Genomic DNA, 18,282 nt, shown 5'->3' on the forward strand with positions numbered 1-18,282 from the left:
AACCCGGCTCGAAAGCCGGGTCATTCTGGGTAGTGCGATGTCGAGCGGTTGGCTCAGACGAGGCGTGCCTGCTCAAGTGCTGCGCCGACAAAGCTTGCAAAGAGCGGATGCGGATCAAGCGGGCGTGACTTCAGTTCCGGATGGTACTGAACGCCGATGAACCACGGATGGTCAGGATACTCGACGGTTTCCGGCAGCAGTCCGTCCGGCGACATGCCGGAGAAGACGAGGCCGCAGGCTTCGAGACGATCCTTATAGTCCACATTGACTTCGTAGCGATGGCGATGACGCTCGGAGATATCCGTTGAGCCATAGATCTCGGAGATCTTGGTGCCCTTCTTGAGCGAGGCCTTGTAGGCGCCCAACCGCATGGTGCCACCGAGGTCGCCAACGGCCGAACGCTTTTCGAGCTCGTTGCCCTTCATCCACTCGGTCATCAGGCCAACAACCGGTTCATCGGTCTTGCCGAATTCGGTCGAGGAAGCCTTGTCGATGCCGGCCAGATGGCGAGCCGCTTCGACGACGGCCATCTGCATGCCGAAGCAGATGCCGAAATAGGGCACCTTGCGCTCGCGGGCAAACTGGGCGGCCAGGATCTTGCCTTCCGAGCCACGTTCGCCGAAACCGCCGGGAACGAGAATGCCGTTGACCTTTTCGAGCCACGGCGCCGGATCTTCCTTTTCGAAGATCTCCGACTCGATCCATTCGAGCTTGACCTTGACGCGGTTGGCGATGCCACCGTGATAGAGCGCCTCGATCAGCGACTTGTAAGCGTCCTTGAGGCCGGTGTACTTGCCGACAATCGCGATCGTGACTTCGCCTTCCGGCGTATGGATGCGGTTGCAGACCTCTTCCCAGGCATCCAGACGCGGCTTCGGCGCCGGTTCGATGCCGAATGCGGCGAGAACCTCGTTGTCGAGGCCTTCTTTGTGATAGGCCATCGGCACGTCGTAGATGTTGGCGACGTCGAGGGCCTGGATCACGGCGCTTTCGCGGACGTTGCAGAACAGCGAGAGCTTACGGCGCTCGGCCTGCGGGATCTCGCGGTCGGCACGCACCAGCAGAATGTCAGGATGGATACCGAGTGCCTGCAATTCCTTGACGGAATGCTGGGTCGGCTTGGTCTTCAGTTCGCCGGCTGCCGGGATATAGGGCATCAGGGTCAGGTGAACATAAACGGCCGTGCCGCGCGGCAGGTCGTTGCCGAGCTGGCGGATCGCTTCCATGAACGGCATGGCTTCGATATCGCCGACGGTGCCACCGATCTCGCAGATGACAAAATCATACTCGTCATTGCCCTCAATGACGAAATCCTTGATCTCGTTCGTCACGTGCGGAATGACCTGGACGGTTGCGCCGAGATAGTCCCCGCGGCGTTCCTTGTCGATGATGTTCTTGTAGATGCGACCGGTGGTGATGTTGTCGGTCTTGGTGGCCGAGCGCCCGGTAAAACGCTCATAGTGGCCGAGGTCGAGATCGGTTTCGGCACCGTCATCGGTGACGAAAACTTCGCCGTGCTGAGTCGGGCTCATGGTGCCCGGGTCAACATTGAGATAGGGGTCCAGCTTGCGCAGACGCACGCGGTAACCCCGTGCCTGCAACAATGCCCCGAGTGCCGCGGCCGCAATTCCTTTACCGAGAGAGGAAACCACGCCGCCAGTGATGAATACATATCGCGCCATGGGCTTCACCGGATACCGTTTCAGATTCGATTCCGCCAGCCCAAAATGGCATCACGCACAATTTTCGTGGGCGCGGCGGAATTCAGACAAAAGAAAACCGGCGGACCCTGGGGCCCGCCGGAGTGATGAGATGCGTGCCGATCAGTTGTTCGGAACAGCGTTCGGATCGGCAGGTGCCGGAGCCGCCGGGGTTGTCGCCGGCGCCTGGGTCGCGGGTGCGGCACCCGGAAGCTGATCGAGGACATTGCCTCCGCCCTGCGTCGTGCCGTTACCAACGGGGATCCGATCCAGAATGTCGGTCGGCTTGGATTCGTAGCGGGCCAGAATGCCGAGCGCCAGCGAGATCACAAAAAACAGGGTCGCCAGGATCGCCGTGGTGCGGGTCAGGGCATTGGCAGTGCCTCGCGCCGACATGAAGCCGGAGCCACCACCGATGCCGAGACCGCCGCCTTCCGAGCGCTGGATGAGGACGACGCCGATCAGGGCGACGACGACCATGAGGTAGATAACGAGCAATACGGTCTGCATGGAATGTCCATCCTGCCCGAGACGGGCAAAATCAATGAGGTTGGCGGGTCTTTACATGAGAGAAGCGGGCTTTGAAAGCCCCTTCCCCGCTTTTCAACCTTTCGGCCTCAGGCGGTGAGTTCCTCATAGACACGGTATATGGCAAGGAAGTCCGACGCCTTCAAGCTCGCGCCGCCGATGAGCGCACCGTCGACATTCGCGACGCCCATCAGTTCACGGGCGTTGGAGGGCTTGACCGAACCACCATAGAGAAGACGCATGGACTGGCCTTCCGCACCGAAGCGCTTCACCAATTCTGCGCGCATGAAAGCATGGGCTTCCGCCACATCGTCGGTGGTGGGCGTCAGACCCGTGCCGATCGCCCATACGGGTTCATAAGCGATCACCGTGCGCTCCGCCTTGGCGCCATCCGGCACCGACCCTGCAAGCTGTCGCTTGAGGATGTCGAGCGTCTGGCCGGATTTGCGCTCTTCTGCTGTTTCGCCAATGCAGATGACAGCCGTGAGATCGGCAGCAAAGGCGGCTTCCGCCTTTGCACGAACCAGATGGTCGGTCTCGGCATGGTCGGTGCGGCGCTCTGAATGACCGACGATCACATGGGTCCCGAAGCAATCGGCGATCATTTCGGCGGAGATATCACCAGTATGCGCGCCAGAGGCGTTCTGGTGGCAATCCTGGGCCCCGATCTGCAACGGGCTGTCGGTGCAGAGTGCAGTCGACACATAGAGAAGCGTCGCCGGCGGGCAGATCAGGGTTTCGACCTTTTCGGCCAGCGGTCCCTGAACGCCTTCGGCAATCGCCTTGATCTGATCGAGCGACGCCCGCGTTCCATTCATTTTCCAATTGCCCGCGACGAGCGGACGAACATCCGGTGTCATATCGTGATCAAACCTCTATTTTGCTCTTGCGGCCTAGCAAATCTGTGCCGGGAAGGAAAGATTGTGATGCCGTTTTGGCCGCTTTATCGGGCGGCATGGTGAAAATGTGAACCTTAGTTGCCCAATGGCATGGCAAGAAAGGCAAAGCGCTTCCACTCAGAATTGGCCCACCGTCATTCAGCGACTTTTCAGTATTCGCTTCCATACTGGCGCAAGCCAGAGGAGAGATTTCTTGGAAGAGACCCAGCTACAGACGGTGGAAAGGCAGCTAAGCAAGGGCGTCAACTGGCTCCGGTTCGACAGGGCCACCGAGGAACTCTACCTGCGGGACTATACCGAACATCGGGTCCGCCGCGCGCCGATCTGGGCTCTTGTCGGCACCTTCATATATGACCTCGTCTTCTTCGGCGACGCAACAATGGTGCCGGATCAACTGGATGCCTTGATGCTCGTCCGGTTCGGCATCTTCACGCCCTTTGCCGTCGTCGTAACGTTTCTGGCGATGACGCGGCGAAATGCGCGGGACTACGACCTGCTCTCGCTCGCCATCGTCCTTGTGGGCGGCGCCCTTCCGATGCTGGTTGCCATGCACAGCACGAGCGAGGATCTCTTCACCTACCAAACCGGAAACGTGGCGACCTTTCTTTTCCTGGTCGTGGGTTTACGGCCGAGGTTCCCCAGCCTGGTTGCAGGCCTCATTCTGCTGAGCGCCATCCACCTGACGATCTGCTGGCACATACAGAGCTTCGACAGCGTCACCTTTCAGGGGCTCGTCACCTTCTACATCACAATTTCGATCTTCCTCGGCCTCGGCGCCTACTTTCAAGAGCATTCCGAGCGCATGAACTTCCTCAATTGCCTGCACGCGACATCGCTTCATCAACAACTGCAGTGGCAGTCGGACAGGGATGAACTGACAGGGCTCCTCAATCGACGGTCTCTGGTCCGGATCGAGCACCAATTGTGGCAGTCCGTCGAGAGCCGCGCCGTCTTTGCGATGATGCTCGATATCGACAGGTTCAAACTCTTCAATGATGTGCATGGCCACCTGGACGGAGACGATTGTCTCAGAGCCGTGGCTCGTGCGATCAACAACAGCGTCGGCACGAGTGCGTCCGTCTTCCGCTTCGGCGGTGAAGAAATCCTCATCCTGATGCCGGATGCGCGCCCGGACGAAGCCCATGCGGCGGCCGAACGCATCCGGCTCGCGATCGAAGATCTGGCCATCCGTCATGAGGGCCTTTCACCTCCGGGCGTGGTCACCGCCAGCATCGGCACGGCCGGAGGCGAGACCAGAGACTTGACTCTGCAGGACTTGTTGCGACGGGCCGACAAGGCGCTCTATGAGGCGAAGAAACAGGGGCGCAATCGCGTGGTTCCGGCGCTCGCGCCGCTTGAACGGCTCGCTGCCGCAGGTTTTGCGGTCAACGGATCAGCCAGTTGAGCAGTGCTCTCCAGTCGGACATGCGCACGGGCGTGCCATGGGACCCCGTCTCGTACAGCGTGAAACGGACAGGCTCACCTGCCTTGCGCAGTTTCCGGTAAATCGCAATCTGATCGTCGGCGGCGTAGACACTGTCCCGGCTGCCGTGGGTGAACCAGATCGGCAGTTTTGCCTTGGCAGCGGCCGATTTCGGCAGGTCAGGGTCGGGGGCACCGCCAAGAACCGCCATTCCGGAGAGATGCGCGACCGCCTGAGGATCCCGCGAAATGCCCCAGCAGATGAAACTTCCCATGGAAGCACAGGCAAGCACGACCGGCCGACCGCCTGACTGGGCGGCCGCATGGTCGATCAGCGCCGCGATTTCGGCAACACCCCTTTCGTTGAAGCTGCGCACCGATGGGCTGTAATAGGTTCCGCCATTGTCGGCCGCGAGATTTTTGAGACGGTTGAAATTGCCCCCGAAGGTCAAGTCATTCATGCCGAGCCGACGGTCCCCGCCCCGTCCGTGAATGAAGATCACGGTGAAGGCCTGGCCGGCATCTGTGCCGACGCGGGCCACATCGAGCGGGCCTGTCGAAAGAGACAGTGTCTGGTTTTCCTGCAGGCGGCGCACTTTCAGCGAGACGTATCGATCCTTGACCCGCCGCTCCGGGATGCTGTCGCGACCGTTGATATCGCGCAGTTCCTGGTAATCGACACGCGTAAAGTCGCCGTCGTCAGCGGTTTCGAGCACCGTCTGACCGGAAAAGAGATCGTCCTTGTAGGGCGCGAGAGTCTCGGCACGGGCAAGAGATGCAGACAGAAACGGAACGAGAACGCAGAATATTGCCGCGATGCGGAAATCAGCTGTGGACATCTGCATGGAAGATGATTTTCCTCTGGCTCTCAGCCTTGCGTTCCGGATTTGCGGCAAGCAAAGCTCATCCGCTTTCAGAAAGAGCCGGCTTGTGCGGCCCTTCGTGCCTGAGCCCACTTTGTGGCACAGTCAGGTCGTGATTCGCATCCGCGAAAGGCCTGACGCGGCGGCTCGCCGAAGGTGCCGACGATCCGGCTTCACCATCAACAGAGTATCGAACGACGCCATGGACGACAACGATCTCTTTTCGGCAATGCCGATCCCGACCAAGGTCGACGCCGAACCGACGGCCGCACCCGCACGCGCCGAGAAGCCCGTTGTGGCGCCAGTTCAGCCTGTTGCACCGTTGAGGACCTCTTCCGGCGACGATTACGGCGCCTCCTCGATCCGCGTGTTGGAGGGTCTGGAGCCCGTACGCATGCGTCCGGGCATGTATATCGGCGGCACGGACGAGAAGGCCCTGCACCATCTCTTTGCCGAAGTCATTGACAACTCGATGGACGAGGCGGTCGCCGGGCATGCTAACTTCATCGACGTGCATCTCGATACCGAGGGTTTCCTCACCGTCACCGACAACGGCCGTGGTATCCCCGTCGAACTGCATCCGCAGGTTCCGGGTAAGTCGACGCTTGAAGTGATCATGACCAAGCTGCATGCCGGCGGAAAATTCGACGGCAAGGCTTATGAGACCTCCGGCGGTCTGCACGGGGTCGGCGTATCCGTCGTCAACGCACTCTCCGACCTGCTTGAGGTCGAGGTTGCCCGCAATCGCAAACTCTATCGCCAGACCTTTTCCCGCGGCGTGCCGCAGGGTGGGTTGGAAGAACTGGGCGAAGTGCACAATCGGCGCGGGACGCGCGTTCGCTTCCACCCGGATCCGCAGATTTTCGGCGATCATGCCAAGTTCGATCCGGGCCGGATTTTCCGCATGGCGCGGTCCAAAGCCTATCTTTTCGGTGGCGTCGAGATCCGCTGGTCCTGCGATCCCGGCATGGTGCCGGAAGGCGGAGACATTCCGGAAAAGGCCGTCTTCCACTTCCCCGGCGGCTTGAAGGACTATCTGGCCGCGACGCTCGGCAAAGAGTTCACGGTTACCCGCGAGATCTTCGCCGGCAAGACCGAGAAGACCGGTGGCCACGGCGCCATGGAATGGGCCGTCACCTGGTATGGTGGCGATCCGGCTTTGCATTCCTATTGCAACACCATTCCAACGCCCGAAGGCGGAACGCATGAAGCGGGTCTGCGCATTGCGCTCACCAAGGGCCTGAAGAACTACGCCGAACTGACACAGAACAAGCGCGCCCAGCAGATCACCACCGACGACGTGATGATCTCGGCGGTCGGCATGCTCTCGGTCTTCATCCGGGAGCCGGAATTCGTTGGCCAGACCAAGGACAAGCTCGCCACCGTCGAAGCTCAGCGCATCGTCGAAAATGCGTTACGTGATCCCTTCGACCATTACCTCGCCGACAACCCGAACGAGGCGGCCAAGCTGCTCGACTGGGTGATCGAGCGTGCGGAAGAGCGCCTGCGCCGCCGCAAGGAAAAGGAAGTCAACCGCAAGACGGCGGTGCGCAAGCTGCGCCTGCCGGGCAAGCTTGCCGACTGCTCCCAGAATACGGCAGAAGGCGCTGAACTCTTCATCGTCGAAGGGGACTCGGCCGGGGGCTCGGCCAAGCAGGCGCGCAACCGCGCCAACCAGGCGATCCTTCCTTTGCGCGGCAAGATCCTCAATGTCGGCTCGGCCAGCCGCGAAAAGCTGATGGCCAACCAGCAGATCGCCGACCTCATTCAGGCGCTGGGCTGTGGCACGCGGACAAAATATCGCGACGAGGATCTGCGTTATGAACGCATCATCGTCATGACCGATGCCGACGTCGACGGTGCGCATATCGCCTCGCTGCTGATCACCTTCTTCTACCAGGAAATGCCCGAGCTCATCCGCGGCAACCATCTCTATCTCGCCGTGCCGCCGCTTTATGTCATCCGCCAGGGCGCCAAGACCGTCTATGCCCGCGACGATGCGCATCGCGCCGAGCTGATGGAGACGGTGTTCAAGGGCAAGAAGGTGGAAATCGGCCGCTTTAAAGGCCTTGGCGAAATGATGCCGGCACAGCTCAAGGAAACGACGATGGATCCGGCCAAGCGCACGCTCTTGCGTGTTGGCATCGACGACGTCGATTTTGAAGGCACACGCGACGCCGTGGATGCCCTCATGGGCACCAAACCGGAAGCCCGTTTCCGGTTTATCCAGGAACGCGCGGCATTTGCGGAAAATCTAGATATCTGATCCCACGCCTGCGACGCGGCGACCATGGTCGCGGCTTGTGTCGAAGTCGATAATGCCCCATATGCAGGAGTATCAGGCAGAGGGGCGCAGACGATTGTGAGCCAGGTCGACCAACAGAACCCGCAAAAGGGGCCGCGCTGGCTTGGCCAGGCCACGGCGAACCGCATTGCCCTGATCACGCCGATCTCCGTCGCCCGCTGGCTGCTTGTGCTGATCGGCATTGCGGCGATCTACTTCTTTCACGGCTTCGTGGTCCCGGTGCTTGCGTCGCTGGTCGTTGCCTTTGCCAGCTGGCCGCTCTATCGCCGCTTGCTCAGAAACGTCAACGGCAACACCACCATTGGCGCCACCTGTGCGATCCTGTTTATCATTGCCTTTCTCGTCGTCCCGATCGGCATTGCGGTCAGCTATGCGGTGGACGAAGTACGGCAATGGATCCTTTGGGCGGTCGAGGCCAATCGCATCGGCGCACCGCCGCCGGCCTGGATCACGGCGCTTCCCTGGGCTGGCGAGTGGTTGGCCGACAAATGGCGCATGCATGTGGGCGAACCCGGATCGATCGGCGAGCTGATCCAGATCGTCAGCGGCGCCAATATCGGCAATATCTACAGGGCGGTGATCGCGGCCGGTGACGGGCTTTTCCACCTGCTTCTGACGCTGCTCTTCATGCTGATCGCACTGTTTTTCGTCTACCGCGATGGCGCCAATTTCGCCCGACAGCTGGACCTTCTCGGTGAGCGCATCCTGCCCAATCGCTGGGAGCGCATTTCGCGCGTCGTGCCGGCAACGATCAGCTCGACCGTGACAGGCATGACGCTGATCGCGATCGGCGAAGGCATCGTGCTCGGCATCGCCTACTGGCTTGCCGGCGTGCCCTCGCCCGTGACGCTCGGTGTCATCACCGGCGTCATGGCGCTCATCCCCGGTGGCGCGCCCCTGTCGTTCACCCTCGTCTCGATCTACCTGGCTGCCAGCGGTCTGGTCGTCCAGGGCGTGGCTCTGTTCCTCTGGGGTTCCGTCGAACTCTTCATCGTCGACAAGACGGTGCGCCCGCGGCTCGTCGGAGGACCGATCAAGCTGCCTTTCCTTCCGACGTTTTTCGGCCTGGTCGGCGGCGTCAAGACCATGGGGTTCCTGGGTCTGTTCATCGGCCCCGTCCTGATGGCGCTCCTGGTCTCAATCTGGCGTGAGTGGATCCGCGAAGTCGAGCTCTCCGAAGAGTTCGCCGCAGACGCAGGTCTAGACCACGCCTTGCCTGGGGAGATGATCGACATCGTCGACGTGCCTGCTCCGCCGCCCCGGCCACGCCAGGTTTCAAGGACCTGACGTCAAGCTCCCCGTCTAAGGCAACGGGCCCGGTCGATCTCGGCGGTATCCGAAGCCTTGTTTTGGCTCCAATCCTTGTGTTTCGTCGCAGCCATCATCTGGAGGAGCGCCCGCGTCGATGAAAACCGCCTTGATCATGATGACCATACTCGGCTGCGATGACAGCGTCAGCCAATGCCAGTTCGTCGAGACCCCACCGGAACGGTTCGTCTCGGTCGAACTCTGCGATGCGGCGTCCGAAACGGTGCTGGAGCGCTATAGCAATATCGCGTTTCCGACAGCCGTTGCCGTCTGCCAGGAGCCGCCTCCGGAAATCGCCGATGCCATCGCCGAATCGACAGAAGCGAATGCCGCTGCGGCCGCCAGTGCGACACCCACTCTTACCGAAGAGCACAAGACGCTCACCTCACGCGCGATCGACAGCATCCGTGAGGTGCTTCCCGGCCGAGCACAGTTCAAGATGATTTTCGAGACACCGATTCACGTCGTCTCGGACAGCTATTCCTGGGTCGCCAAGAAAATCATTCCCTAGGGGGATCGAATTCAGGCGGCAGCGAGGGCGAGCCCGCTTGCATAATCGCGGGCAAGACGCCGTTCCTCGGCGATCGCCAGTCTTTCCACCATATCGAGCAGCGCACGCGCCGCCTCGCTGAGGTCCGTCTGTTCGCGATGGCGGGCGATGAGACGGTGGGCAATATTGTCGAGGTCCAGGCCATTGGCTGACTGAATTAGGCTGCGCCACTGCATGATCGCATCGACGAAGAGCGGGCTGATTTCGCGCGAGAGCCCGGTCGCTTCCAAAAGGGCACGTACGGCGTGCAATCGGCCGGTGGCCAGAATGGCGCGCACGCGGCGTTCGTCCAGACCCGAGATGGCTTCGATCGCTGCCGCGAAGAAATCGGTGCGTCCGGCGCAAAGCGCATGCATGAGGAAGGCGGGCGTCAGACGACCGGCCGTGCGCAGCTGCTCGGTCAGACGGCGCAATTCGTCACCATGCACATCCGACAAAAGGGCAACTGTCGCACTGTCGCTCGCTTCGCGGGCAATGCGTTCGATACGGCGGCTGCCGATTGCCCCAAGCACCAGACCGGAGCCAGACAGAGCCTCCGCCACGAACTGGACCAGAAGCTGACGCAGGCCGGCGGAGAGATCGTCACGCTCCAGCAGCAATGCGCGGATCCGCTCGCTGCGGCCATGACGTTCGGCAATGCGCTTCAGGGTAAAGGGGGTCAGTCTGGCGCCTGGATTTTCGAGGAGAACTTCAAGCTCGCAGGCATCTCCAATTTCGGCAAGGGCCGCCGCCACCCCGACACTCACCGTACCGCGCGCCGCCACCAGCGCGCGCGTCTCGACCGTGCCGCGTCCAGCGATATCGACCAGGTCCGCGTCGGTCAGAACGGGAGAGAGCAGGATCACTGAAGAGGCAATCTCGGGCTGATCCTCTGCAAGCGACACCATGAGACCACGCGGAGCGCGGGGCTCGGCCGCAAGAACCTCAGCCAAGGCGAGGCGCACCTGGGGAGACGGATCATCAAGCAGATAGGTCATGGCGACCTGAGCTTTGTGCCGCTCCTCGGGCGACATTTCGGATTTCAGATAGGCGCGCGCAAGGGCATTGGCTGCTTTCGCGCGCTCCTGCGCCTTGGCGGTTTCGACCCATCGGAGAAATGCGGCAACGATCACAGTCAGACCCACTCGCTACGGACACGCAAACCGGATGATCCGGCTGTGAAGACCCTAGCGGCAAAGTCTTTATGAAACGTTCACCACGTTTCTTAACCCCTGCCCGGCGCCGATGGCCTGGCCAGTTGAATGAGCGGCGAAATTCCGGCGTAGTCCATATAGCCCGCCCGCAGGATCGGATCGGCGAGAGCGAGATCGAAACGTCCGTCACGAATCACGCTTTCGTCGATATGAATGCCGACAACCTGGCCGAAGACAACGTGACTGTCCGTGTCCATGCCCTCGATATCTTTCAGCGTCGTCACCAACGTGACCCGGCACTCCAGGACAGCGACCGCTTCTCCGACATAGGGCGCAGCGACCATACGACCGTCGACTGCCGTCAATCCTGCCAAGGCAAATTCGTCCGTACCATAAGGTACGGCAGCCGAAGACCGGCTTACCTTTTCCAGCAGCGTCCGACTGGCGAAACTTGCCGTGAAGACGCCGGTCTCCTCGGCATTTCGCAGACTGTCCTTGCGACCGCTTGATGAGAACATGACCATTTTCGGCCGATCGCCAACGGCATTGAAGAACGAATAGGGCGAGAGATTGCGGCTTCCGTCCCTACCCTTCGTGCCGATCCAACCGATTGGCCTTGGCGCCACGATCGCCTTGAAGGGATCATGGACCATGCCATGGGCGTTGCTCTCGGTATCGTAGAACATCAGTCCTCGCCGCCTTGCCAGCTGACGACATCGGCCAAAGCAGGGCGTGGCCGCTCGACGATCGGAAAATCCGTCGATCCGATATGGATGAAGCCGGCAACCTTCTCGCCGGGCTTGATGCCAAGCAGAGGATGCGCGCGCTCATCGAAGGCAAACCATTCGGACAGCCAATTGGAGACGTAGCCATGGGCATTGGCGGCCATCAAGAGATTGAGGCAGACGGCGCCGACCGACATGACCTGTTCCCATTCCGGGATCTTGAAATGCGGGGCAGCGGTCGAGACAACGGCGATCACCACCGGCGCGCGGGTGAAGCGGCTACGCTCCACCTCAATCATCTCCTCCGACAGGTCGGGATTCTTCTCCACTGCCATCTTCAGCAGTTCCTCGCCGATCCGGGCACGCTCCTCGCCGCGATAGACGATAAAACGCCAAGGCGCGAGCTTGCCGTGGTCGGGCACGCGAACCGCAAGCGAGAGAATCGATTCGAGTTCGCTCCGATCCGGCCCTGGTTCGCGCATCTGGAAAGCGGGCACAGAACGGCGAACAGCCAGATAATCAAGCAGTTTGATGTCATTTCTCATAGATGATAACCTTCGTTGGCCCTGTGGGAACAAGACCGGTCTTGAAATTGCCATGGCATTGGGGTTGAAGTTGCCGGCATTGGGAAGGAAGTCAACAGACAGTGCATCGCATGACCTGCCAAGGAATTCTCGCCCGTGTTTTTGTCGGGCTTTGCGTAGCCCTCACGGCCGCGCCCGAGAGCCATTCTCAGGATGCATTCGAAACCTTCAAGCAGTTGAACGGTTCGACCAAAATGCCGAAGCTGAAGGCTTTTTCCGCGTCCGGCGCCGAGGCCCTTGCCGCCGCCAACCCGAGCCGCAGTGTCAAGCTCGAAGCCAAACTGACGGCCAAGGGCGACGCCATGCAGCATGGGCTATCCTGGCGGGTCTTCAGCCCCATTCCGGGTGCTGATGGCAAGCTGCCGCTGCTTGCCAGCGCCGAAGGCGGATCTGCCGCCTTCCAGCTCGCGCCGGGGGATTATTTCGTCAATGTCTCCTTCGGTCGCGCCGGTGCCACCAAGAAGCTGAATGTTCCTGCCGAAGGCGAAGTCGACGAGCAGGTCATGGTTCTCGATGCCGGTGGACTGACGCTCAATGCGATATCGGGCACCGATTCGCATATCCCCGACAAACAATTGAGCTTCGACATTTATTCGTCCGAGGTGCGCGAGGATGGCGAGCGCGGCCTCGTTGTTGCCGATGTCAAGCCGAACACGATCGTGCGCCTGAATGCCGGGACCTATCACGTGGTCTCCGAATACGGCGCGGTCAATGCCGTCGTTCGAGCCGACATCGCCGTCGAGGCCGGCGAACTGACGGAAGCAACGATCCAGCACCGCGCCTCGCAGATCGGCTTCAAGCTGGTCTCGGAACCGGGTGGCGAAGCCATCGCCGATACGGCGTGGTCCATCCTCACGTCCGGCGGCGACATCGTCGCTGAAAGCGTCAGCGCCTTCCCTGTCATGGTGCTTTCGGAAGGCCAGTATACGGTCGTCGCCCGCAACAAGGACAAGATCTATCAGAAGGACTTCGAGGTGGCAGCCGGCAGCAATATGGATGTCGAGCTGGCGCTTACCCCCTGAGCCGATTCAGGCAGCCTTCCTGAATCGCCGACGTTCCACCGGAGCCATGCTGAATACGGCACCGAACAGGCGGGCCAGCAAGTCCTTGCGGTCCGCATAAGCGCTCAAATCTTCCCAGGGAATCATCTGACCGACGCGGGCCGAGATCGCCGAACCGGACAGCCGACGGAATTCGCGGATCAGAAGGGATACGCGCAGAGTGAGCGAGATCTTGCTGGCAAGGTGGAAGAGACGGCCGTTCTGGCCTTCGAAATAAACCGGCACGACATTCGCCTTGGCCGCCTGGATGAGTTTGGCCGGGAACATCTTCCACGGAAGATCTTCGGCCCGTCCGAAGCCCTTCCTGGCCGTCGCCACGCCACCGGCGGGGAAAATCACGACGGTGACGCCTTCCTTCAAAAGACGAAGGGCCTCGTGGCGGGTCTGCATGTTGATGGCGAGTGCTTCCTTGGTTTCCTCGAAAGAAACGGGAAGAGAATAGGGCGCCATTTCCGGCACCTTCAACAGCTCGTTGTTGATCAGCACGCGGAACGGGCGACCAAGCTGCTCGGCCAGCGCCAGAACCGCGATCCCGTCACCAATGCCAAAGGGATGGTTCGCGACCATCACGATCGGTCCCTCCGGGATGTTTTCCGGCGGCCATGTGCCCTGAACCTTCAGGTCGACATGAATGAGATCGAGCATCTTGCCGAAGACCCGGTCAGTCTTGCCGACAATGTCATTGCGCCAGATCTCGTAGAGCCGCGTGTAGCGATCGCGGCCAGACAGACCTTCGATGGAGCGGATGAACCAGCGCTTCAGCTTGGGATCACGCGCATTGGCATAGGACAGTTCATTGAACTTCACAAAGACACCTCGGTGGCCGGACGACAATCATCATACTGTCATATGCAGATTTGATGACAAGTGTCTGACAGGCCGTGCACCGACCTGCCAGACACCGTCTTTGTTCACACCTTGCGCGCGGCCAACTTGCGGCGGACATCCGGCGGGGTCGCTTCGCCCGAGAGGACAGCCACGGCTTCGGTCAGTGCCATCGACACCTGCTCCTGCGAACCGAGACGGCGGATATTGACCGTCTTCTCTTCCGCCTCGCGCTTGCCGCAGACGATGATCACGGGAACCTTGGTCACGGAATGCTCACGGACCTTGTAGTTGATCTTCTCGTTGCGGAAGTCCGTCTCGACCTGAAGGCCGGCGTCACGCAGCTGTTCGGCGACTTCGCGACCATAGTCGTCGGCGTCAGAGGTGATCGTGGCGACCACGACCTGCAGCGGCGCGAACCAGAGCGGCATGTGGCCGGCAAAGTTCTCGATCAAGATGCCGAGGAACCGTTCCATTGAGCCGCAGATGGCGCGGTGGATCATCACCGGCTGCTTCTTCTCCGACTTGTCGTCGATGTAGAAGGCGCCGAAGCGTTCCGGCAGGTTGAAGTCGACCTGGGTCGTGCCGCACTGCCATTCACGGCCGATCGCGTCACGCAGGGTGTATTCGAACTTCGGACCATAGAAGGCGCCCTCGCCCGGCAGGATGCCGGTCTTGATGCGACCGCCGGACTGCTCCTCGATCTGCTTCAAGACATCCATCATCACGCTTTCGGCGCGATCCCAGAGCTCGTCGGAACCGACGCGCTTTTCGGGGCGGGTCGAGAGCTTCACGACGATCTCATCGAAGCCGAAGTCCTCATAGACCGAGAGGATCAGATCGTTGATGCGCAGGCATTCGGCCGCCATCTGTTCTTCCGTGCAGAAGACGTGGGCGTCATCCTGGGTGAAGCCGCGCACGCGCATCAGGCCATGAAGAGCGCCGGAGGCCTCGTAGCGGTGCACATTGCCAAACTCGGCGAGGCGGACAGGAAGCTCGCGATAGGACTTCAGCCCATGCTTGAAGATCTGCACATGACCCGGGCAGTTCATCGGCTTCAGCGCGAAGATCTTCTGGTCGGCTTCCTCATCGTCGGGGTGGGTAAAGGCATGCGCCGACTTCACGGCGAACATGTTCTCCTGATACCAGCCCCAGTGACCCGAGGTTTCCCACAGCGACTTGTCGAGCACTTGGGGCGCGTTGACTTCCTGATAGGTACCGTCGAGCCGACGACGCATGTAGGAGGTCAGGGTCTGGAACATGCGCCAGCCCTTGCCGTGCCAGAAGACAACGCCGGGACCCTCTTCCTGGAAATGGAAGAGATCCATTTCGCGGCCCAACTTGCGGTGATCGCGCTTTTCCGCTTCCGCCAGGATATGCAGGTAGCGGTCCAGCTCCTCCTGCTCGGCAAAGGCAGTGCCGTAGATGCGGCTCAGCATCGTGTTGTTGCTGTCGCCACGCCAATAGGCGCCGGCCACCTTCATCAGCTTGAAGGCCATGCCGATCTGCCCGGTGGACGCCATATGCGGGCCACGGCACAGGTCGAACCAGTCGCCCTGATAGTAGATCTTCAGATCCTGGTCTTCCGGGATCGCGTCGACCAGCTCAACCTTGTAGGCCTCGCCCTTCGCGGCAAAGACTTCCTTCGCCTTGTTGCGCGGCCAGATTTCCTTGGTGAAGGGCTTGTTGCGCTGGATGATCTCCTTCATCCGCTTTTCGATCTTCGGCAGATCGTCGGGCGTGAAGGGCTCAGCCTTGGCGAAGTCGTAATAGAAGCCGTTCTCGATCACCGGACCGATGGTCACCTGCGTGCCGGGCCACAGTTCCTGCACGGCTTCCGCCATCACATGTGCCGCATCGTGGCGGATCAGTTCCAGGGCGCGCGGATCGGTGCGGGTGACGATCTCGATCCGACCATCAACGACGGGGTCGGAGAGGTCGTGAACGGTGCCGTCGAGCGCAATGGCGACAGCCTTCTTGGCGAGCGACTTGGAAATGGATTCGGCGACCTGCGCACCGGTCGTGCCGGGAGCGTATTCGCGGATGGAGCCATCGGGGAAAGTGAGAGATACGGAAGCGGACATGCTATGTCTCCTGATCCAGTCCCGCCAACGAATGCGGGTGGTGAAAGGGGCGGGCTCGAACCCGCGATTTACCGGCGCTCCTTAGGACGAAAGCGCTGCTGAGTAAAGGATCTTGCTAAGTCCGGTCGAGCTTCCAGAACTCACGGGCTTCCGGTGCAAAACCTGCAAGCAGTCGCTCGAACGACCTGGCATCCACATGCCGCTTCAGGCATTCCGCAACCTCCTCGATGGCGGTCTCGGTCGAGAGATTGTGGTCGTGGCGAAAGGCACGGACTTCCTTTTGCAGTTCGTCTCGGGCGACAAACGGCAGTTGCGGCTCATCGAGGCGCCAGTCGCTGACGAAAATTGCCCGAAGGACCGGCGGCAACACCCCGGCAAAGGCGATCGCTTCTGCGACCGTCAGGCGGCGGCGAAAAACGTAGAAGACTGCCTGAAGCATCGTATAGGCCTGGTGCGACGAGGTCAGCATGGACGTGGTGACCAGGTCCTTCATGAATCGATCGAAATCGGCCGAGGCCTGGCGATATTCGAGGGGCATGGGCATGGCGGGGCACTCCAAGGCACTGTCTCGTTGGTCGGCACCAAAGACGGAGCCCCCAGCCGATTCGTCAAGTCAGTGTGCAGCCTGACGGCCGACACGCCAGTAGCGCCAAGGTGCATACCAGCGCAGGGGTGGCGGCAGGGCTTCAGGCACGGGATCGACGCCCCAGGTGCCGCCCGGTCCGCAGCGCATGACGCGAAACAGGGTCAACCAACCACCGGACCAGAGACCATGGCGCGCCACGGCCTCGTAGCCATATTCCGAACAGGTCGGCATGTGGCGGCAGGAACTGCCGATGAGGCTCGACACGGTCAGCTGATAGAGGCGGATCAAGCCCATGCCGAAAAGGCGTCCGGGCGTCTTGGCGAAGGGGCCGGCCCAATTGCGGCCGCGCTGCAGCTTCCCGTGCCGGCAGTCAGGCGCATTGCACATTGTCAGCTCGCTTCGGCTGTCCGGTCGGCATGTTCGATCTGGTCGAGACAATCGACCACCGCATCGAAGGTCAGCATGGTGGAGGCATGGCGCGCCTTGTAGTCGCGCACGGGTTTCAGAAAACGCATATCCTCGAAACGTCCCGACGGCCCCTCACCGCCATCCTTGAGCATGGCAAGCATGTCGAGGCGAGCGGTACGCAACTCCTCAGGCGTCGCACCGACGACATGGCGGGCCATGATGCCGGACGAGGCTTGCCCCAGCGCGCAGGCTTTCACCTCATGGGAAAAATCGGACACCATGCCATCTTGAAGGCTCAGGTAGACCTTGACCCGCGATCCACAGAGCTTCGAGTGCTTCTCGGACACGGCCTGCGCATCCGGCAAGGCGCCGACGCGGCCGATATTGCCGGCGAAATCCAGAATCTTGGCGTTGTAGATGTCGTCCATGATCAATCCGCGCTGTTTGTTCGTCCGTATATAGGGATAAATCGCGGCATTGCTTCCACCCGCGATGTCGCAGGCGCTTTTTCTCACCGCCAGCCATGACTATATCGAAATGGCGGCGCAAGGACAAACAAGGGATCACGCCGGGCAGCACACACGCGTCGCAATTTTCACGAACGGACTTGCATTATGAGCCGCATTACGCCTTTACAATCGGCAAAAGCCAAACACGCGGCCGATGCCAATCGGGACCGGGAGACAATCGGCATGGATGCCATCGTGAAGAAACTACCGGCCGAGATGCGCCGCCCGACGCGCGAAGAAGCCGAGGCGGCGGTACGCACCCTGCTTCTATGGGCGGGTGACGACCCGGAACGCGAGGGCCTGCTCGATACGCCAGCCCGTGTCGCCAAGGCCTATAGCGAGCTGTTCTCCGGCTACGGTGTCGACATCGATGAAGTTCTTGGCCGCACGTTCGAAGAAGTCGGCGGCTATGACGATATCGTGCTGGTGCGCGATATCTCCTTCTTCTCCCATTGCGAACATCACATGCTGCCGGTGATGGGCAAGGCGCATGTGGCCTATCTGCCGAAGGGCCGCGTGCTCGGGCTGTCCAAGATCGCCCGCGTGGTCGATATCTTTGCACGGCGGCTTCAGACGCAGGAAAACATGACGGCGCAGATCGCCCAAGCGATCGACGAGACGCTCAAGCCACGCGGGGTTGCCGTCTTCATCGAAGCCGAGCATATGTGCATGGCCATGCGCGGAATCCAGAAGACCGGATCGACGACGCTCACCACAACTTTCACCGGCGCGTTCAAGGACAATGCGGCTGAACAGGCGCGTTTCATGTCCATGGTCCGCATCCGGTAACCC

At 60.9% G+C, this 18,282-nt stretch carries 18 protein-coding genes; 6 read left to right on the forward strand and 12 right to left on the reverse strand.

Annotated features, from left to right (window positions below; genetic code table 11):
* Positions 1-53 precede the first annotated feature (53 nt).
* The 3 genes from DFO46_RS07955 to tpiA form a co-directional block, all read right to left on the reverse strand.
* The gene (locus tag DFO46_RS07955; RefSeq protein WP_281039912.1) at positions 54-1,691 is read right to left on the reverse strand and encodes a CTP synthase; all 1,638 of its coding nucleotides are present in this window, start codon (positions 1,689-1,691) and stop codon (positions 54-56) included.
* A gap of 132 nt (positions 1,692-1,823) precedes the next feature.
* Positions 1,824-2,210 carry a preprotein translocase subunit SecG gene (gene secG, locus DFO46_RS07960; protein WP_110792980.1) on the reverse strand — a complete coding sequence of 129 codons (387 nt, stop codon included), beginning with the start codon at positions 2,208-2,210 and terminating at the stop codon, positions 1,824-1,826.
* Between the two features lie 107 nt (positions 2,211-2,317).
* Positions 2,318-3,088 (reverse strand): triose-phosphate isomerase, encoded by a 771-nt coding sequence (gene tpiA, locus DFO46_RS07965; protein WP_120276939.1) that lies wholly within the window; start codon positions 3,086-3,088, stop codon positions 2,318-2,320.
* 232 nt (positions 3,089-3,320) lie between these two features.
* On the opposite strand from tpiA, the gene DFO46_RS07970 reads away from it, so the two are divergent.
* A complete protein-coding gene (locus tag DFO46_RS07970; RefSeq protein WP_120276940.1) occupies positions 3,321-4,532 on the forward strand; it encodes a GGDEF domain-containing protein in 1,212 nt (403 codons plus the stop codon).
* On the opposite strand, the gene DFO46_RS07975 is transcribed toward DFO46_RS07970, so the two are convergent.
* Complete coding sequence (locus tag DFO46_RS07975) at positions 4,513-5,388, reverse strand: alpha/beta fold hydrolase (RefSeq protein WP_183041930.1); 876 nt, start codon at positions 5,386-5,388, stop codon at positions 4,513-4,515. The genes DFO46_RS07970 and DFO46_RS07975 overlap by 20 nt on opposite strands.
* Before the next feature lie 226 nt (positions 5,389-5,614).
* Here DFO46_RS07975 and parE point away from each other — a divergent pair, with 226 nt between their 5' ends.
* The 3 genes from parE to DFO46_RS07990 all read left to right on the forward strand — a co-directional run bounded on the left by parE (position 5,615) and on the right by DFO46_RS07990 (position 9,536).
* Positions 5,615-7,678 (forward strand): DNA topoisomerase IV subunit B, encoded by a 2,064-nt coding sequence (parE, locus tag DFO46_RS07980; RefSeq protein ID WP_110792984.1) that lies wholly within the window; start codon positions 5,615-5,617, stop codon positions 7,676-7,678.
* 96 nt (positions 7,679-7,774) lie between these two features.
* Complete coding sequence (locus DFO46_RS07985; protein WP_245422533.1) at positions 7,775-9,004, forward strand: AI-2E family transporter; 1,230 nt, start codon at positions 7,775-7,777, stop codon at positions 9,002-9,004.
* 118 nt (positions 9,005-9,122) lie between these two features.
* Positions 9,123-9,536, forward strand: coding sequence for a hypothetical protein (locus tag DFO46_RS07990; RefSeq protein ID WP_120276943.1), 414 nt, complete (start codon positions 9,123-9,125; stop codon positions 9,534-9,536).
* An 11-nt stretch (positions 9,537-9,547) separates the two neighbouring features.
* On the opposite strand, the gene DFO46_RS07995 is transcribed toward DFO46_RS07990, so the two are convergent.
* The 3 genes from DFO46_RS07995 to DFO46_RS08005 all read right to left on the reverse strand — a co-directional run bounded on the left by DFO46_RS07995 (position 9,548) and on the right by DFO46_RS08005 (position 11,978).
* Complete coding sequence (locus tag DFO46_RS07995; protein ID WP_120278181.1) at positions 9,548-10,687, reverse strand: DUF2336 domain-containing protein; 1,140 nt, start codon at positions 10,685-10,687, stop codon at positions 9,548-9,550.
* Positions 10,688-10,779: 92 nt separating this feature from the next.
* Positions 10,780-11,394, reverse strand: coding sequence for a flavin reductase family protein (locus DFO46_RS08000; protein WP_120276944.1), 615 nt, complete (start codon positions 11,392-11,394; stop codon positions 10,780-10,782).
* Positions 11,394-11,978 carry a nitroreductase gene (locus DFO46_RS08005; RefSeq protein WP_120276945.1) on the reverse strand — a complete coding sequence of 195 codons (585 nt, stop codon included), beginning with the start codon at positions 11,976-11,978 and terminating at the stop codon, positions 11,394-11,396. Before DFO46_RS08005 ends, DFO46_RS08000 begins: the two co-directional genes overlap by 1 nt.
* A gap of 110 nt (positions 11,979-12,088) precedes the next feature.
* Here DFO46_RS08005 and DFO46_RS08010 point away from each other — a divergent pair, with 110 nt between their 5' ends.
* On the forward strand, positions 12,089-13,039 hold the full coding sequence (locus DFO46_RS08010) for a hypothetical protein (RefSeq protein WP_120276946.1): 951 nt from the start codon (positions 12,089-12,091) through the stop codon (positions 13,037-13,039).
* Positions 13,040-13,045: 6 nt separating this feature from the next.
* On the opposite strand, the gene DFO46_RS08015 is transcribed toward DFO46_RS08010, so the two are convergent.
* The 5 genes from DFO46_RS08015 to DFO46_RS08035 all read right to left on the reverse strand — a co-directional run bounded on the left by DFO46_RS08015 (position 13,046) and on the right by DFO46_RS08035 (position 17,409).
* Positions 13,046-13,885 carry a lysophospholipid acyltransferase family protein gene (locus DFO46_RS08015; protein WP_120276947.1) on the reverse strand — a complete coding sequence of 280 codons (840 nt, stop codon included), beginning with the start codon at positions 13,883-13,885 and terminating at the stop codon, positions 13,046-13,048.
* Positions 13,886-13,989: 104 nt separating this feature from the next.
* The gene (thrS, locus tag DFO46_RS08020) at positions 13,990-15,987 is read right to left on the reverse strand and encodes a threonine--tRNA ligase (RefSeq protein WP_120276948.1); all 1,998 of its coding nucleotides are present in this window, start codon (positions 15,985-15,987) and stop codon (positions 13,990-13,992) included.
* Between the two features lie 115 nt (positions 15,988-16,102).
* Complete coding sequence (locus DFO46_RS08025; protein ID WP_120276949.1) at positions 16,103-16,531, reverse strand: DUF2267 domain-containing protein; 429 nt, start codon at positions 16,529-16,531, stop codon at positions 16,103-16,105.
* 69 nt (positions 16,532-16,600) lie between these two features.
* On the reverse strand, positions 16,601-16,960 hold the full coding sequence (gene yidD / locus DFO46_RS08030) for a membrane protein insertion efficiency factor YidD (protein WP_120276950.1): 360 nt from the start codon (positions 16,958-16,960) through the stop codon (positions 16,601-16,603).
* Positions 16,961-16,962: 2 nt separating this feature from the next.
* Positions 16,963-17,409, reverse strand: a complete 447-nt coding sequence (locus tag DFO46_RS08035; protein WP_183041864.1) for an iron-sulfur cluster assembly scaffold protein — start codon at positions 17,407-17,409, stop codon at positions 16,963-16,965.
* A 264-nt stretch (positions 17,410-17,673) separates the two neighbouring features.
* Here DFO46_RS08035 and folE point away from each other — a divergent pair, with 264 nt between their 5' ends.
* The gene (gene folE / locus DFO46_RS08040; protein ID WP_120276951.1) at positions 17,674-18,279 is read left to right on the forward strand and encodes a GTP cyclohydrolase I FolE; all 606 of its coding nucleotides are present in this window, start codon (positions 17,674-17,676) and stop codon (positions 18,277-18,279) included.
* Positions 18,280-18,282: the final 3 nt, after the last annotated feature.

The sequence above is a fragment of the Rhizobium sp. AG855 genome (assembly GCF_003610655.1).
GTDB lineage: Bacteria > Pseudomonadota > Alphaproteobacteria > Rhizobiales > Rhizobiaceae > Allorhizobium > Allorhizobium wuzhouense.

Coding starts and splice junctions, on each gene's coding strand:
- secG (WP_110792980.1), bottom strand. CDS start 2,210: ATGCAGACCGTATTGCTCGTTATCTACCTCATGGTCGTCGTCGCCCTG.
- tpiA (WP_120276939.1), bottom strand. CDS start 3,088: ATGACACCGGATGTTCGTCCGCTCGTCGCGGGCAATTGGAAAATGAAT.
- DFO46_RS07975 (WP_183041930.1), bottom strand. CDS start 5,388: ATGTCCACAGCTGATTTCCGCATCGCGGCAATATTCTGCGTTCTCGTT.
- parE (WP_110792984.1), top strand. CDS start 5,615: ATGGACGACAACGATCTCTTTTCGGCAATGCCGATCCCGACCAAGGTC.
- DFO46_RS07990 (WP_120276943.1), top strand. CDS start 9,123: ATGAAAACCGCCTTGATCATGATGACCATACTCGGCTGCGATGACAGC.
- DFO46_RS08000 (WP_120276944.1), bottom strand. CDS start 11,394: ATGTTCTACGATACCGAGAGCAACGCCCATGGCATGGTCCATGATCCC.
- DFO46_RS08005 (WP_120276945.1), bottom strand. CDS start 11,978: ATGAGAAATGACATCAAACTGCTTGATTATCTGGCTGTTCGCCGTTCT.
- DFO46_RS08010 (WP_120276946.1), top strand. CDS start 12,089: ATGACCTGCCAAGGAATTCTCGCCCGTGTTTTTGTCGGGCTTTGCGTA.
- thrS (WP_120276948.1), bottom strand. CDS start 15,987: ATGTCCGCTTCCGTATCTCTCACTTTCCCCGATGGCTCCATCCGCGAA.
- DFO46_RS08025 (WP_120276949.1), bottom strand. CDS start 16,531: ATGCCCATGCCCCTCGAATATCGCCAGGCCTCGGCCGATTTCGATCGA.
- yidD (WP_120276950.1), bottom strand. CDS start 16,960: ATGTGCAATGCGCCTGACTGCCGGCACGGGAAGCTGCAGCGCGGCCGC.
- DFO46_RS08035 (WP_183041864.1), bottom strand. CDS start 17,409: ATGGACGACATCTACAACGCCAAGATTCTGGATTTCGCCGGCAATATC.
- folE (WP_120276951.1), top strand. CDS start 17,674: ATGGATGCCATCGTGAAGAAACTACCGGCCGAGATGCGCCGCCCGACG.